The sequence below is a fragment of the Kineococcus sp. TRM81007 genome (assembly GCF_022669155.1).
Lineage (GTDB): Bacteria > Actinomycetota > Actinomycetes > Actinomycetales > Kineococcaceae > Kineococcus.
On sequence record NZ_JALBVB010000051.1, the window covers coordinates 23559 to 39224 of the forward strand.

General features: G+C 77.2%; 10 protein-coding genes. 3 read left to right on the plus strand and 7 right to left on the minus strand.

All coding sequences use genetic code 11. The features are described from left to right. Positions 1-4: 4 nt before the first annotated feature. Both MN205_RS09470 and MN205_RS21790 read right to left on the minus strand, forming a co-directional pair. Positions 5-709, minus strand: a complete 705-nt coding sequence (locus MN205_RS09470) for a response regulator transcription factor (protein ID WP_242126615.1) — start codon at positions 707-709, stop codon at positions 5-7. Next, entirely contained in the window at positions 706-2061 is a 1356-nt protein-coding gene (locus tag MN205_RS21790; protein ID WP_308220259.1) for a histidine kinase, read from the minus strand. Before MN205_RS21790 ends, MN205_RS09470 begins: the two co-directional genes overlap by 4 nt. A 141-nt stretch (positions 2062-2202) precedes the next feature. On the opposite strand from MN205_RS21790, the gene MN205_RS21795 reads away from it, so the two are divergent. Further along, a complete protein-coding gene (locus MN205_RS21795) occupies positions 2203-3129 on the plus strand; it encodes a CPBP family intramembrane glutamic endopeptidase (protein WP_242126617.1) in 927 nt (308 codons plus the stop codon). 12 nt (positions 3130-3141) lie between these two features. Here MN205_RS21795 and MN205_RS09485 read toward each other — a convergent pair whose 3' ends face one another. From MN205_RS09485 to pcrA, 4 genes are all read right to left on the minus strand, one after another. Beyond that, a complete protein-coding gene (locus MN205_RS09485; RefSeq protein WP_242126619.1) occupies positions 3142-5082 on the minus strand; it encodes a diguanylate cyclase domain-containing protein in 1941 nt (646 codons plus the stop codon). 132 nt (positions 5083-5214) lie between these two features. Beyond that, positions 5215-5493 (minus strand): hypothetical protein, encoded by a 279-nt coding sequence (locus tag MN205_RS09490; RefSeq protein WP_242126621.1) that lies wholly within the window; start codon positions 5491-5493, stop codon positions 5215-5217. Between the two features lie 145 nt (positions 5494-5638). Then, positions 5639-7180, minus strand: a complete 1542-nt coding sequence (locus MN205_RS09495) for a DUF2252 domain-containing protein (protein WP_242126622.1) — start codon at positions 7178-7180, stop codon at positions 5639-5641. Positions 7181-7283: 103 nt separating this feature from the next. Continuing rightward, positions 7284-9638, minus strand: coding sequence for a DNA helicase PcrA (gene pcrA, locus MN205_RS09500; RefSeq protein ID WP_242126624.1), 2355 nt, complete (start codon positions 9636-9638; stop codon positions 7284-7286). Positions 9639-9749: 111 nt separating this feature from the next. On the opposite strand from pcrA, the gene MN205_RS09505 reads away from it, so the two are divergent. Further along, positions 9750-10334, plus strand: a complete 585-nt coding sequence (locus tag MN205_RS09505; RefSeq protein WP_242126626.1) for a TetR/AcrR family transcriptional regulator — start codon at positions 9750-9752, stop codon at positions 10332-10334. A gap of 20 nt (positions 10335-10354) precedes the next feature. Further along, the gene (locus MN205_RS09510) at positions 10355-12538 is read left to right on the plus strand and encodes an MMPL family transporter (protein ID WP_242126628.1); all 2184 of its coding nucleotides are present in this window, start codon (positions 10355-10357) and stop codon (positions 12536-12538) included. Positions 12539-12760: 222 nt separating this feature from the next. Here the strand turns inward: MN205_RS09510 and MN205_RS09515 are convergent, their stop codons facing one another. Next, the gene (locus MN205_RS09515) at positions 12761-15592 is read right to left on the minus strand and encodes a SpoIIE family protein phosphatase (RefSeq protein ID WP_242126630.1); all 2832 of its coding nucleotides are present in this window, start codon (positions 15590-15592) and stop codon (positions 12761-12763) included. Positions 15593-15666 lie beyond the last annotated feature (74 nt).

Consider the following 15666-nt stretch of genomic DNA (forward strand, 5'->3'; position numbering starts at 1 on the left):
CCCCTCACACCAGCCCGGCGTCGTGCACGACGATCGCCACCTGCACGCGGTTGTCCACCTCCAGGTGCGCCATGACGCGCGAGACGTACGCCTTCACGGTGGCGGTGCGCATCGACAGCAGTTCCCCGATGTCGGCGTTCGGCAGGCCGCGGCCGACGGCCACGGCCACCTCGCGCTCCTTCTCCCCCAGCCGCGACAGCGACCGCAGCGCCCGCCGGCGGCGCTCGTCGTCGCCTGCGGGCGCACCCGGGACGACGTCCCGGGAACCGGCGCCGCCGACGGCGCGCCCGATGAGGCGGCGCGCGACGTCGGGCGAGAGGACGGGTTCACCGGCCGCGGCGCGCCGCACGGCCGCGACGATCTCCGCGGGCGGGGTGTCCTTGAGCAGGAAACCGTCCGCGCCGGCGCGCAGCGCCGCGAGCACCGCCTCGTCCTCCCCGAACGTCGTCAGCACGACCACGCGCGTCCCGCCGGCGGCGGTGATCTCCCGCGCGGCGCTGATGCCGTCGCGGCGCGGCATCCGCACGTCCACCAGCGCCACGTCCGGTGCGGTCGCCGCGGCCACCGCGACGGCCTCCTCCCCGTCGGCGGCCTCCCCCACGACCGCGATGTCGCCCGGGCCGCCGAGCACCATCCGCAACGCCGAGCGCACCATCGGGTCGTCGTCGACGAGCAGCACCCGCAGCGGCCCGCCGGCTGCGGCGCTCACGCCGGCCACGGCAGCCGCGCCCGCAACCGGAACCCGTCGCCGGCCGGGCCGTGCTCCAGCTCCCCGCCGGCCAGCGCCACCCGCTCGGCCAGCCCCACCAGGCCGAGCCCGGCTCCCGGCACCGCGCCGGGTGGCACCGTCCCGCCCGGGGGCGGCGCCGCCGCGTTCGCCGCGTCGTCGACGACCACCTCCAGGCCGTGCCCGGGAGCCCCCTGGACGTGCACGCGCACCTCGCGGCCCGGGGCGTGCTTGCGCGCGTTCGTCAGCCCCTCCTGCACGACGCGGTAGGCGGTGCGGCCGGCCAGGGCCGGCACCTGCGCGCGTGCGGGCACGTCCACCCGCAGCCGCACCCGCCCGCCGGCCTCCCGCGCCTCGCGGGCCAGTTCCGGCAGGGCGTCCAGGGTGGGCTGCGGGCGACCGCGCGCCTCCTCGCCGGCGGGTCCGGTGACGTCCTCGGCGCGCAGCACGCCGAGGATGTCGCGCAGGTCCTCCAGCGCCTCGTGGGTGCCGGTGCGGATGACGCCGGCGGCGCGGGCGACGTCGGCGGGGTCCGCGTCGGGGCGGAACTCCAGCGCCCCGGCGTGCATGCTCACCAGCGACAGGCGGTGCGCCAGGACGTCGTGCATCTCGCGCGCGATGCGGGACCGCTCGGTGGCGCGGGCCTGGCGCACCCGCATCTCCTGCTCGGCGCGGGCCCGTTCGGCCTGGTCGCGCAGCGAGGCCATGAGCTGGTGGCGGGTGCGCACGTACGTGCCCCACCCGGCCACCGGGACGACGAGGGCGAGCCCGGCCAGCGGGACCGCCCACGCGGGGAAACCCGGTTCCGGCCACAGCAGCCCGTACACCGTCCCGGCCAGCACGACACCGGCCGCCACCGCCGCCACCACGGGCCAGCGACGGCGCGCGGCGACCCCGAACAGCGCCACCAGGGAGGGCACGCCCGCGACGACGGACACCGCGGAGACGGCCACGAGGACGCTCGCGACGACCACCGGTGCGCGCCGGCGCGCGTACAGGGCGAGCGTGGCCGGCACCCCGAGCAGGACGTCGGCGACCAGGGCCGCGTCGCCGCGCACCCGCGGCCCGGTGACCTGGTCGAGCTCCACGCCGAGGAGGACCATCCCCGTCGCCCAGCACGCCAGCACCACGACGGTGTCGCCGGCGAGGCGCAGCGCGGTGCGCCGGCGGCGACGGCGCGCCGGCACCGGCCGCTCCACGGGCGCCGTCACCGGCACCGGTGGCGGCACCGGTGGGACGCCGGGCAGCACCCCGCCCGCACGCCCGCTCCCGACCGTCCCGTCGACCACCCCGCTCACCCCGCTCACCCCGCTCACCCCGCTCACCCCGTTCACCCCGCCAGGCTAGGAGGGCCGGCGCCTCCCGCGGGACCACCGCACGTCGCACCCCGCCGCCGCGGCATCGACCTCGGTCGACGGTCGGAGCACCCCGGGCGGCGGACGCGGCGCGGTGCGCCCGGCGGGCAGCCTCGGGGTGTGATCGACACTCCCCTCGCCCCGGGGACGGCCCCGTCCCCCGTCCCGTACACCGCAGCGCTGCGCGGGCCCCGGCACCGCTGGTGGCGCCCCCTGGTGGGCGCGGCCGTCGTGGCCGGGGGCCTGCTGGTGCTCGTGCTGCTCACCGGTGTCGGCTACGGGGTCGCCTGGCTCGTCACGGACCTGGACGGCGCCGCGCTGGACGAGGCGCTGTTCAGCACCTGGTGGGGCCTGCTGCTGTCGAACCTGGTGCTGGCGGCGGGGGTCCCGCTGGCGTGGCTGGCGGTGCGCGCCGGGCACGGGCGCTCGGCCGGCCTGGTGTCGTCGGTGGCGGGCCGCTGGCGGTGGCGGTGGGCGCTGCGCGTGCTGCCGCCGGTGCTGGCCGTCGCGGTGGTCGCGGCGCTGGCGATGGCGGTGGCCGAGGTCCTGGCGGGCCGCCCGGCGTTCGGGGACGGCACCGCGCCCGCCGCGGGTCGGGCGGTCGCGCTGCTGGCGGTGGTGCTGCTGACCACGCCGCTGCAGGCGGCCGGCGAGGAGTACTTCTTCCGCGGCTGGCTGAGCCAGGCCCTGGGGTCGTGGTGCGCGCGGCCGGTGGTGGGCGCGGTGCTCGCCGCGGTGGTCTCGGCGGTGCTGTTCGGCGCCGCGCACGGCCCCCAGGACCCGTGGCTGTTCACCGACCGGCTGGTGTTCGCGCTGGTGGCGTCGTGGCTGGTGCACCGCACCGGCGGCCTGGAGGCGGCCGTGGTGCTGCACGCCGTCAACAACGTGGTGGTGATGGTGCCGGCGGTGCTCACCGGGGCGCTGGCGCAGGCGATCGCCGAGACCGGTGCTCCGCCCCTGCTGGTCGTCCTCGACGTCGCCGGGATGCTCGCGGCGGCCGCCGCGGTGGACGCGCGGGCACGCCGCCGGGAGCGCGCGCGGCGCTGAGCGCCGGCCCGCTCAGGACAGCACGCCGGCCAGGACGAGGCGGTCGCGGCCGGTGTCCTTCGCCCGGTACAGGGCGCCGTCCGCCGTGCGCAGCAGGTCCTCGGGACCGGCGCCGGCGGCCGCCGCGCTCGTGGCCACCCCCACGCTGACGGACACGGTGGCGCCCGGACCGCAGCCGGGGTGCGGCAGGGCCGCCGCCCGCACGCGCCGCAGCACCCGGGCGGCGACGCGCTCGGCGGCCGCGGCGTCGGCGGCGGGCAGGACGACGGCGAACTCCTCCCCGCCGAAGCGCGCCACCACGTCGTCGCTGCGGCGCACCGCGTCGGCGATGCAGGCGGCCACGGCGCGCAGGCACGCGTCGCCGGCGAGGTGCCCGGCGGTGTCGTTGTACGCCTTGAAGCGGTCCACGTCGCACAGCAGGACGCTCAGCGGCTGCCCGGTGCGCTCGTGCTCGCGCCACGCGCGCCGCAGGGCGTCGTCGAAGGCGGGGCGGTTGCGCACACCGGTGAGCCCGTCGACGAGCAGCGCCTCGGACAGCCGGGCGTTGGCCCGGGTCAGCTCCTCCTGGGCGAGGCGCCGGCTGTGCACCTCCGCCTGCAGCTGCGCGGTGCGCTCGGCGACCAGGCGCTCCAGCTCCGCCGCGTGCGCGCGGGCCCGGCGGGCGCGCTGCAGGGCCTGCAGGGCGGCGGTGAGGTCCTGGTGCAGCGCCTCGGCCGTGTAGCGGTCCAGGCGGTCCTGCTCGTGCAGCAGCAGGCCGCGCTCGTGACCGCCGGGCGCCAGGACCTGCACGACGAGGGTGCCGTGGGCGAGCTCACCGCGCCGCGCGCCCGGCAGCAGCTCCTCCACGGGGTACGAACCGGTGGGGGCACCGGCGGGCGGGGTGCCCGTGCTGTAGACGAGGCGCGCCCGGCCGTCCCGCACGGTCGCCAGGTGCGCGCGGCGCACGGCGACGCGGGGCAGGTACGCGGTCAGCTCCCGCGCGAGGTCGTCCTCGCTCACCACGGAGGACAGGCCGTGCTTCAGGCCCAGCAGGTGGTGCGTGACCAGGAGCCCGGAGCGCACGTCCCGCAGCAGCTCCACGGGTACGACGGCGCCCGTGCCGGGCGGCCCGGCGCCCTCGGGCCCGGCCGTCGAGGCGCGCACCACCAGCTCGCACCCCGTGCGCACCCGGGCCGGCACGTCCCCGCCGCGCAGCAGGTCCAGCACCAGCCGCGCGGCCAGCTCGCCCTGCTCCGCCAGGTGCGGGTCCACGCTGGTCAGCGGGACCTCGGCGGTGGCCGCGGCGCTGGTGTCGTCGAAGCCGGCGACCACGACGTCCTCCGGCACGCGCCGCCCGCCCGCGGCCAGCGCGTCCAGGGCGCCCAGGGCCATCTCGTCGTTCGCGGCGAAGACGGCGTCGACGGCGCCCAGCGAGCCCAGGGCCTGCGCGGTGCGGCGGTAGGCCGTCTCGCGGTGGAAACCGGCGCGCACGACCGGCGCCGGGGGCAACCCGGCCCGGGCGACGGCCGCGGCGAAGGCGGCCTCCCGCTCGAGGGAGTCGGCGGAGTCCGCGGGACCGGCCACCAGCAGCGGGTGCCGCCGGCCGGCGGCGAGCAGGTGGTCCACGGCCAGCGCCGTGCCGGCGGCGTTGTCGCAGCTGACGTCGGGCACACCGAGCACGCCGCCGCCGAGCGTGACGACGGGCAGCCCGCCGGCCTGCGCGACCAGCCCGGCGACGGCGGAGGTCCCGGTGGCGGGGTCCGCCACGGTGCTGACCACGAGCCCGTCGATGCTCCCCGCGCGGCGCAGCCGCTCCACCCAGGAGCGCGCCTGCGCAGCCGGGCGGGGGTGCACGAGGACCAGCAGCGAGGCCCCGGCCGGGGCGAGGACGGACTCCACGCCCCGGATCACCGGCAGGGCGTAGTCCTCCACCCGGTCGACGACGAGCGCCACCCGCGCACCGCGCGTCCCCACCTCGCCCACCTCCCAGCCCGGCCCCCGGAGGGCACGGGCTCCGGCACCCGCCGGGTCGCAGCATCGGCACCACCGGGCCGGCACCTGAGGCTCACGGGGGCGGTGCCACCCGCCCGGCCCTCGCCCGGGGTGTCAGCACCCGGCGTGCTCGGCCTCGAAACCCCGGTCGGTGCGCCGCACCCGCCAGACCCGCACGTCCTTGCCCCCCGGGCCGCCGGACTTCTCGTGGAAGCGCACCGCCCCGTCCAGGACGCGGCCGACACCGACGACCTCGTGCACGTCCGGGCCGTGGGAGACGCGGAAGGTCGCCTCCCCGGTGAAGTCCTCCAGCTCCCGCGGGACCCGGCCCGCGACCTCGTCGACGACGTAGACCCGTCCCGAGACGACCGGTCCAGCGCGCAGCTCGCTCATGGTTGAACTCCTGCCGTAGTCGTGGGCCCGAGGTTCCGTGGCCTGACGGCAGCGAGTCTGGGGCACGCGGCCGCTGCGCACCAGGGGCCCGGCCGCCGCGTTCAGCCGCCCGCGGACGCCCGTTCAGCCGCGCGCGATCGGCTGTTCAGCGGTAGACCACGTCCACCCGCCGGAACGCGCCGAGGGCGTGGTCGGCGCGGAACGACTCGTGGTCGGCGCGGGCGCGCTCGGCGGCGCCGACGGCGAACCGGACGACGTCGTCGGTGAACAGCTCCTCGGGCCCGATCGCGGCGGTGATCGCCGGCTCCACGTCGTGGTCCAGCCCGCCGCCGTCGTCGGAGAGGGCGTGGACGTGGGCCACGACGCCGCCGCAGACGCGGGCGTACTGCACCCACTCCGAACCGGACAGGTCCTCCAGGTCGAGGGAACGGCGCAGCGGGGACCGCTCGCGCACCAGCAGGCTCAGCCCCTCGTGCTCGACGCTGCCGTAGAAGGCGTCCCCGCGCACCAGCTGGGCCCGCTGGGCGTTCGCGACCCGGTCGCCGTGGCCGGTGGAGTCGAAGTCGGACGGCGGCACCAGCCCGTCCAGGGAGGAGCGGCGGGCCTGCTTGAACTCCAGCACCACGTCGTCGGTGCCGTCGCCCGCGGGCCCCTCGATCAGCACGTAGTAGCGGGTCAGGCCCAGGGACGCGGTGCCCTGCCCCTTGCGCTCGGCGACGTCCTTGACCCGCATCCCCGCGGCGCGCGCCGGGACGTCGAGGTCGTTCGCGGCGACGTACCGGTCGACGACCCCCTGGAACTCCTCGCGCCGGCTGGAGACCGGCACGAGCTTCTTGCTGGCCTTGAAGCCGCGGAGCTGCTCGCCGAGGTAGTCGTCGGCCAGCCACTCGGCGCGGCTGACGGACAGCGAGTCGTCGATGAGGTCCTTGATGAGCTTCGGGGAGTTGTCGCGGCGCAGCTCGTGGTCGAGCTCGCCCTCCTCGGTGGCGTAGGAGCCGATCGCCTCGACGTAGCCCTGCACGAACGCCCGGGCGATGGCCTCCTGCTTGCCGCGGCCCTTGCCGCCCAGCTCGCCCGCGGCCAGGACGAAACCCGTGGCGCCGCGCTTGAGGTCCCAGGTGAACGGGGCGAAGAACGCCTCGTCGTGGTCGTCGATGCCGAAGACCGGGACCTCGTCGCGGTTGGGGAGCACGCCGAAGTTGTCGGGGTGGACGTCCCCGGTGGCCAGGACCGTCGGCATCCACGCGTCCTCACCGGCCATGTCCCGGTAGAACAGCAGGCTGGTGCCGCGGAAGAAGCTGAACAGCGAACCGGCGAGCTTGTCGAACTTCGCCCGCGACTCCTCGTCGCCGCGGGCGATGCGGACCTGGTGGTCCTCCCGGAGCGTCTGGCGCACGTGGATGCGCCGGTCGTCGCCGGTGAGCGTGCGCGGCAGCAGCACCATGTCGCCGTCCGCACGGGCCCGCGCGAGCCGCCGGAACGGCTCCACCCGCGAGGCGATCCGGGGCTGGTGGTCCGGGTGGGTATCGGTGCGCGGGGCGTCGGCCTCGGCGGAGAGGCGCTCGGCCAGCTCCCGCTTCGTCATCCGCGGACCCACGGGGACGCCGCGCTCGCGTGCCGCGTCGAGCAGCTCGCCGCGGGTGGTGCTCCGGAGGTCGGGGACGGTGTCCGTGCCGGCGTTGTCCATGACGGCACGGGTACCCCCGGGTCCCGGGTGCTCATGCGCGGTGTCACAGGACTGCAACGCCGGGCCGCGTCCGTGTGACGAGAACGTCACACGGAACGCCGCGTCAGAGCTTGACGACCGGCGCGTACCGCAGCAGCAGGCGCTTGGTGCCCTCGCCGCGGAAGTCGACGTGCGCGACGGTCTTGTCGCCCTCGCCCTCCAGCCGCACCACCGTGCCCAGGCCGAAGGTGTCGTGGGTGACGCGGTCGCCGGGGCTGAGGCTGATGACGGGCCGGCTGCCGGCCGAGCGCGCCACCGGCCGCGACGGCGGGCGCGGCGCGGACGAGGACGCGGCGGACGTCGCGAACGCGGCCTCCCCGCGCCGCCAGTCCAGCAGGTCCGCCGGGACGTCGTCGAGGAAGCGGCTGGCGGGGTACTGCTGGGGCGCGCCCCACGCGCTGCGCACCGCCGAGCGCGACAGGTACAGGCGCTCGCGGGCGCGGGTGAGCCCCACGTACGCCAGGCGCCGCTCCTCGGCGAGCTGGTCCGGGTCGCCCAGGGAGCGCTGGTGCGGGAACGTGCCGTCCTCCATGCCGGTGAGGAAGACGACGGGGAACTCCAGGCCCTTGGCGGTGTGCAGGGTCATGAGGGTGACCACGCCGCCGCCGTCCTCCTCCTCGGGGATCTGGTCGGCGTCGGCCACGAGGGAGACGCGCTCGAGGAAGTCCGAGAGGGTGCCGTCGGGGTCGGCGTCGGAGAACTCCTCGGCCACCGCGACGAGCTCGGCGAGGTTCTCCACGCGGGACTCGTCCTGCGGGTCGCCGCTGGCGCGCAGCTCGGCGAGGTAGCCGGTCTGCTCCAGGACCGCCTGCAGCACGGTGGCCGGGGAGGCGCCGGACTCCGCCAGGGTGCGCAGGTCCGCCACCAGCTGGGCGAAGCCCTTCACGGCGTTCAGGGAGCGGGCCACCAGGCCCACCGCTTCGTCGGCGCGCTCCAGGGCCTGCCCGAACGGGATGCGCTCGCGCTCGGCGAACACCGCCAGGGTGGCCTCGGCGCGCTCGCCGATGCCGCGCTTGGGGACGTTGAGGACGCGGCGCAGGTTGACCGTGTCGTCGGGGTTGTCGAGCAGCCGCAGGTACGCGACGGCGTCCTTGACCTCGCGGCGCTCGTAGAAGCGGGTGCCGCCGACGACCTTGTAGGGCAGGCCGGTGCGGATGAACACCTCCTCCAGCGCCCGGGACTGCGCGTTGGTGCGGTAGAACACCGCGACGTCGCCGTAGCGCACGCCCGCCTCGTCGTGCAGGCGGTCGACCTCGTCGGCGACGAACTGCGCCTCGCCGTGCTCGTCGTCGGCGACGTAGCCGACGATCCGCTCCCCCGCGCCGGAGGCGGTCCACAGGTTCTTCGCACGGCGGTCGGTGTTGACGGCGATGACCTGGTTGGCGGCGGTGAGGATCGTCTGGGTGGAGCGGTAGTTCTGCTCCAGCAGGACGGTGCGCGCGTCCGGGTAGTCCTGCTCGAACTCGGTGATGTTGCGGATGGTGGCGCCGCGGAAGGCGTAGATCGACTGGTCGGCGTCGCCGACGACGGTCAGCTCCGCCGGCGGGACCGCCAGCGCGTGCCCGCCGCGGGCGGCGGCCTCGCTGACCGAGCCGCCGACGAGCTCGCGCACCAGCACGTACTGGGCGTGGTTGGTGTCCTGGTACTCGTCGACGAGGACGTGCCGGAAGCGGCGGCGGTAGTGCTCGGCGACGTCGGGGAACGCCTGCAGCAGGTGGACGGTCGACATGATGAGGTCGTCGAAGTCCATCGCGTGCGCCTGGCGCAGCCGCTGCTGGTACGAGCGGTACACCTGGGCGAGGACCTTCTCGGCGGGCGTGGCGGTCTCGGCCGCGGCGCGCTCGGCGTACTCCTCCTCGTCGACGAGCTCGTTCTTGAGGTTGGAGACCATCGCGCTCAGCGCGCGGGGCGCGTGCTTCTTCGGGTCCAGCTCCAGCTCGCGCACGACCATGGTCATCAGGCGCTGGGAGTCGGCGGAGTCGTAGATGGAGAACGACGAGCGCATCCCCAGGGTGGCCGCCTCGCGGCGCAGGATGCGCACGCAGGCGGAGTGGAACGTGGACACCCACATGCTGCGCGCGCCCATCCCGACGACGTCGCCGGCGAGGGCGGCGACGCGCTCGCGCATCTCGGCGGCGGCCTTGTTGGTGAAGGTGATCGCGAGGACCTGCCCCGCCGTGGCGCCGCGCTCGGCGAGCAGGTGGGCGATGCGGTGGGTGAGGACGCGCGTCTTGCCGGAGCCGGCGCCGGCGACGATGAGCAGCGGGGAGCCCGCGTGCACGACGGCCTCGCGCTGCTGCGGGTTCAGCCCGGCCAGCAGGTCGACCGCGCCGGGCTCCCGGCGGGCCGCGGGCGCACCGGCGCGGGCCGCGGGCTCGCCCGGGCCGCCGAGGGGGAGGTCGTCGAACAAGGTGCTCATCGCGCCCCAGGGTAGGCCCGCGCCCCGACACCCGGGCCCGCGCGCGGACCAGGGAGGACCACCGCGGTCCCTGACCGACCGGATTGGTCGTTCCTGGTCTACTCTGGTCCAGTGCCGCGTCCCACCCGCCAGCAGATCGACGAGGAGATCCTCGACGCCGCCGCCGCCCTCTTCGCGCGGCACGGCGTCGAGCACACCTCCGTCCAGCGCGTCGCCGACGCCACCGGCTACTCCAAGACGGGGCTGCTGCACCGCTTCCCCACCAAGGAGGCGCTGGCCGGCGCCGCGCTGGCCATGACCCTCGACCACGTGCGCCGCCTCGCCGGGGGCGTCGCGGCCTCACCGCCCGGCCCCGCCCGCGACCGCGCCGTCGTCGCCGCCCTGGCCGACCTCGCCCTGGCGCGGCCCGGCTTCACGGCCCTGGCCCTGTCCTCCGTCAGCGGCGGGGCGCAGGAGCAGGCCTGCCAGCTCGAGGAGCTGGCGGCGGTGCTCTTCGAGGCGTTCGCCGCACCGCCCGACACCGGCCCGGAGCGCGCGGTGCGGCTGACCACCTGCCTGGGGGGCCTGGCCACCGCCGCGCTCGCCTGCCGCGAGCACCAGCCCGCCCACGTCGTGCGGCCCCTGCTCGTCGCCGCGGCCGTCGGCGCCCTCGGCCACCCCGCCGACGCCCCCACCGGCGCCCCCACCGGCGCCTGAGACCCGAGGAGAACACCCCCATGGCCACCTTCCTGCACCGCCTGGGACTGGGGGCGGTGCGCCACCGCCTGCTCGTCCTGGGCGTCTGGGTGCTCGTCCTGCTCGGCACCGGCGTCGGCGCCGCCACCCTCGCCGGCTCCACCGTGAACACCTTCGAGATCCCCGGCCAGGAGTCCACGACCGCGCTGCGCCTGATCGACGACCGCTTCGGGGACCGCTCCACCGGGGCGAGCGCCCAGGTGGTGCTGCAGGCGCCCGGCGACGAGCTCGTCACCGCGCCGGAGAACGCCGCCGCGGTCGCGCAGGTCGTCGCGCAGCTGCAGGAGCTGGACGGCGTGGCGAGCGCCACGAACCCGCTGGACCCGGCCGCGCCCACCGTCTCCCCCGACCAGCGCGCCGTCTACAGCACCGTCACCTACGGGGTGCAGGCGCCGGAGATCACCGAAGCCCAGCGCGAGGAGCTGCTGGGCGTCCTGGAGGACGCGCGCGCGGCGGGGCTGACCGCGGAGGCCACCGGCGAGGCCACGCAGGAGGTCTCCGAGGTCGGCGGTGCCGCCGAGGCGGTCGGCGTCGTCGCCGCCCTGGTGGTGCTGGCCATCACGTACGGCTCCCTCGTGGCCGCCGGGATGAACCTGCTCACCGCGCTCGTCGGGGTGGGCACCGGCGTGCTGGGCATCACCGTGCTCACCGGGTTCGTGGACCTGCAGTCCACCACCCCGATCCTCGCCGTCATGCTCGGCCTCGCCGTCGGCATCGACTACGCCCTCTTCATCGTCACGCGGTTCCGGCACGAGCTGCTGGACGGCCGACCCGTGCCCGAGGCCGCCGCGATCGCCGTGGGCACCGCGGGTTCCGCGGTGCTCACCGCCGGCCTGACCGTCGTCATCGCCCTGGCCGGGCTGTCGGTGGCGGGCATCCCGTTCCTCACCGAGATGGGCCTGGCGGCCGCCGCGACCGTCGTCGTCGCGGTGCTCGTGGCCCTGACCCTGGTGCCGGCGGCCCTGGGGCTGATCGGCACGCGCGCCCTGTCCCGGCGGGCGCGCCGGGCGCTGGCGCACGAGGGCGGCCAGCACGTCGCGCTGCCGTCCCCCGACGCCGACGGCCGCGGGTTCTTCAGCGGGTGGGCGCGCACCGTCACCCGGCACCGCTGGCCGAGCCTGCTGGCGGCCGCCGTGGCGCTGGCGGTCGTCGCGGTGCCGGTGTTCTCGCTGCGCACCACCCTGAACCAGCTGCCGCCGGAGGACAGCACCCAGGCGCGCGCCGCGCAGCTGCTGTCCGACCGCTTCGGCCCGGGCGTGACCGGGCCGCTGCTGGTCCTCGTCGACGGCTCCGGCGCGTACGAGCGCGCCCAGCAGGTGCAGGCGGAGGTGGCCGAGCTGCCGGGCGTGGCGCTGGCGACGCCGGCGCAGCCCAACGCCGACGGCACCGCCGCGCTCGTCACCGTCATCCCCACCACAGGGCCGGACGACGAGGCCACGCGCGACCTGGTGGCGGACGTCCGCGCGCGCCTGGCCCGCGACGCCGCCGAGGGCACCGAGGCGTACGTCACCGGCAACACCGCCGTGGGCGTGGACGTCTCGCAGACCCTGGACGAGGCGCTGCCGGTGTACCTGGTGCTCGTGGTGGGGCTGGCGCTGCTGCTGCTGGTGCTGGTGTTCCGCTCGCTGCTGGTGCCGCTGGTGGGCGTGCTGGGCTTCCTGCTGACGATCGGCTCGTCGCTGGGCGCGACCGTCGCGGTGTTCCAGTGGGGCTGGCTGAAGGACGTCGTCAACGCCGAGGCCACCGGGCCGCTGCTGAGCCTGGCGCCGATCATCGTGGTCGGCATCCTGTTCGGCCTGGCGATGGACTACCAGGTGTTCCTCGTCTCGCGGATGCACGAGGCGCACGCGCACGGCGCCGACCCGGTGGCGGCGGTGCGCACCGGCTTCCGGCAGGCGGCGCCGGTGGTCGTGGCCGCCGCGGCGATCATGTTCGCGGTCTTCGCGGGCTTCGTGCCGGAGGGCGACGCGACGATCAAGCCGATCGCGTTCGCGCTGGCGATCGGCATCCTCGCCGACGCGGTGGTGGTGCGGATGGTGCTGGTGCCGGCCGCGCTGGCGCTGCTGGGGCGCGCGGCGTGGTGGCTGCCGCGCTGGCTGCGCTGGCTGCCGGCGCTGGACGTGGAGGGCGCCGCGCTGGAGCACCGCGAGGCGCAGCGCACCTGACGCACCACCCCGGCGTGACGGGCGTCACGCCGGGCGGCCGGAATCGCGGGGCACCCGGCGTGCTTGGACAGGGAGGTCGCCCCGGTACGTGTCCCCGGGCCTCACATCCAGCCGCTACGAGCGGCCGTTCGCCGCGAGGCGACCGTCGGGGCGACCACCAGTCGTGAGCCGAGGGCCACCCGGGATCCCGGGTGGCCCTCGGCGCGTCCCGCCGGGTGCCCCTCAGAGCAGGCCGGCCGCCCAGTCCTGCGCACCCCACTGACCGGCGTCCCCGGCCGCCGCTGCCGCCGTCGTGTCCGCGGACGGCTCGAACCAGACCACCTTGCCCGGTCCGGCTGCCGCGGGCAGCGGGTCGACGCCCCACGCGGTGGAGATCGAGGCGACCAGCCGCAGCCCGCGCCCGGTGGCGGCCTCCGGGCCGAACCGGCGCTCCTGCACGGCCGCGGCGGACGCGTCGGCGACCTCGACGCGCACGGCCCCGGAGGGGGCGGTGCGCACCGTCACGCTGGCGGGGGTGCGGGCGTGCAGCACCGCGTTGGTCACCAGCTCGGAGACCCCCAGCTCCGCGGCCTCCTCCACCTCCCCGGCACCGGCGTCCCGCAGGAGCCGGCGCACGTGCCGCCGGGCGGCGGCGGCGGCACCGGGTTCGGGGTCCAGCCGCAGCGGCTCACCCACCGCGCTCCACCCGGCGCCCTCCGGCGCGACCGGTCCCCCGCCCGCCGGGGCGCGCCCGTCCGCACCGGCCCGCCCGACGGTCGCGGCGGCGGGCTGCTGCGGCTCCGGGGGCCGCCACGGCCGGGGCTCGCCGCCGCTGACCTGGTGCACGAACTCGCCGACCAGCCAGCGGCGGTAGGCCACCACTCCCGGGGGTGCGGGCAGGGTGAGCAGGTGCCGCTCGGCGCGGCAGAACTCGTCGGCCTCCTCCAGCGCACCCAGCGCGCGGCGCGCGAAGTCGGCGGCGCCGGCGGGCACGCGGTAGGTGACGTCGCAGTGCTCGCACCCTGCCGCGGTGGCGGCGTCGAGGTCGGCCACGGGCTGCGTCAGCAGGGGTGCGTAGGTGCTCTGCAGCTCCGCCGCGAGGCCGAGCAGGCGCTGCGGGAGGGTCGCCGACGTCTCGTGCCGGGCACCGATGCGCACGAGCGCCAGCTCCCGCAGGAGCGCCTCGGTGCACCGGAGGTGCTCCGCGCGCAGGCGCAGCGGCACCCCGAGCAGCCGCACCCGCACCAGGTCCCCGCCGCCGGCCGCGCGGGCGCCGGTCCCGGCGGCCCCCGGGCGCACCGCCAGGACGGCGACGTCGTCGTTCCCCGCGGGACGCACCCGCTCCAGGAGGTCCCGGCACAGCTGCGGCAGGGACGCGTCCTCCAGCCCGGCACCGGCGGCCACCAGGCGCTGCAGGCCGTCGGCGAGGGACTCGCCGGGGTGCTCGACGAGCCCGTCGCTGTAGAAGACCACGGTGGCCCCGGCCGGCAGCGCGTCGTGGACGTCGTGGCGCGGCAGGTCGGCGACCCCGAGGGGCAGGTCCGCCTCGACGTCGAGCAGGCGCGGGGCGGCACCGGGCACCAGCAGCAGGGGCGGGGGGTGCCCGGCGCAGGACCACTCGACGCCCCAGCCGTCGCCGCCCGGCCGCAGGTGCGCCAGGACGAGGGTGGCGACGTCGCTGGGCGCGAAGCGCTGCAGCACCCGGTCCAGCCGGGCGAGGACCGCCGAGGGGCGGTCCAGGCGGTCCGCGGCGAGGGCGCGCAGCTTGTGCCGGATCGCCCCCATGCGGGTGGCCGCGTGCAGGTCGTGGCCGGCGACGTCGCCGAGGACGAGGGCGACGCCGTCGTCGGGCAGCGGGAACGCGTCGTACCAGTCGCCGCCGACCTGGGCGCGGTCACCGGCCGGCTGGTACAGCCCGTGCAGCTCCAGCTCACCGATCCGCCCGGGCAGCTCGGGCAGCAGCGCGCGCTGCATCTGCTCGGCGCGGCGCTGCTCGCCCTCCAGCAGCCGGGTCGTGTCGACCGCCGTGGCGGCCCGCTCCCCCAGGTCGGCGGCGAACGCGACGTCCTCCGGCTGGAAGGGCCGGGCGGGATCGGTGCGCACCAGCGTCAGCGCGCCCAGCACGCGGCCGCGGGCGCGCAGGGGCGCGACGATCGCCTCGACGGCACCGAGGGCCCGCACCAGCGCCGTGCGCTGCGACCAGGCGGCACCCGCGACGCCCGCCCCCTCCTCGTCGAGGACCGCGGCGTCCTGGACGTGCTGCAGCGGCGCGCCCCGCAGGACCTGCGCCAGCGGGTCGCGCGCCTCGGGCGCCAGGGGCGGCAGCTGCCCCAGGCGGGCCAGCCGCTCCGGGTCCGCGTCCGGGTCGCGGTGCACCAGCGCCACCCGTCTCGCGTGCCCGTCGCGCTCGTCCAGCAGGTCGACCGCCGCCCAGTCGGCGAGGGCCGGCACGACCCTGCGCGCGATGGCCCCGAGGGCCTCGGACAGACCCGTGGTGGCGGAGGCCAGGGAGCGGGAGACGTCGGCGAGCAGGGTCAGGCGCAGGTTGGCGGCCTCGGCGGCGGCCAGCCGCCCCCCCTCCCGGGACGCCCTGTCGGTGCGGTCGCGCGGGTCGTGGAAGGTGAGGACGCCGCCGGTGAGGGTGCGGGCCAGGACCACGGGGGCGAAGGCCCAGTCGACGACGAGCAGGGACCCGTCCTTGCGGACCAGGACGTCGCCGTCGCCCCACGCGGGCCGGGCCCCCTCCAGGGCGGCCACGACGGGGCAGTCCCGCCGGGTCAGGGGGCTGCCGTCGGCGCGGTGGTGGTGCAGCCGCTCGTGCAGCGGCTCGCCGACGAGCTCGCTCTCGACGTAGCCCAGCAGCCGCTCGGCCGGGGGTGTGAGCGCGGTGACGAGCCCCTGCCGGTCCAGCGCGATCACCGCCAGGGCCGGGCTCTCGAAGACGGCCGGCAGCAGGGCCGCCTCGATGGCCACCCGGGTGTCGCGCTTGCCGCCGTGCGTCGCGGCGTCCCCGTCGGGGTCGGGCAGGGGTGACGGGGAACCCTCGCCCGTCACCCTCCGTAGGGGGTCACTCACTGCAGTGATGCTAGGGGCCTCGCACCGCGATCGGCGCGCCGGGAGGTGCCGCCGCGCGGGCCCCGCCGCGCCGC